The sequence below is a fragment of the Brucella sp. RRSP16 genome (assembly GCF_052246815.1).
Taxonomy (GTDB): Bacteria; Pseudomonadota; Alphaproteobacteria; order Rhizobiales; family Rhizobiaceae; genus Brucella; species Brucella intermedia.
Genome location: NZ_JBQQAM010000063.1, coordinates 1 through 380 on the forward strand (window position 1 = coordinate 1; position 380 = coordinate 380).

Here is a 380-nt window from a genome sequence, read left to right on the forward strand (position 1 = left end):
AGGCGCAGACCAAACATACTGCCCTATTCCCCTACTGCCTTACTGCCCTGAACCAGCTTCTCATTTGTGTTCTTCGCCGACCTGGTGGTTATGGCGGAGCGGCTGCACCCGATCCCATTCCGAACTCGGCCGTGAAACGCTCCAGCGCCAATGGTACTTCATCTTAAGATGCGGGAGAGTAGGTCGCTGCCAGGTCTGCTAAGCACACAAATCAATCCATCTTCTCAAACCCATGCAAAACAGATCAAATCACGCCCAAAGCGCAAAAAAATACCAAAACCGGTCATAATATCGCACCCATAACGCGGGGTGGAGCAGCCCGGTAGCTCGTCAGGCTCATAACCTGAAGGCCGCAGGTTCAAATCCTGCCCCCGCAACCA

At 53.9% G+C, this 380-nt stretch carries 1 tRNA gene and 1 rRNA gene; both read left to right on the top strand.

The window, feature by feature from the left end:
* The first annotated feature begins 80 nt into the window (after positions 1–80).
* Positions 81–195, top strand: a 5S ribosomal RNA gene (rrf, locus tag ACS5UA_RS22905).
* Positions 196–303: 108 nt separating this feature from the next.
* Positions 304–380, top strand: a tRNA-Met gene (locus tag ACS5UA_RS22910).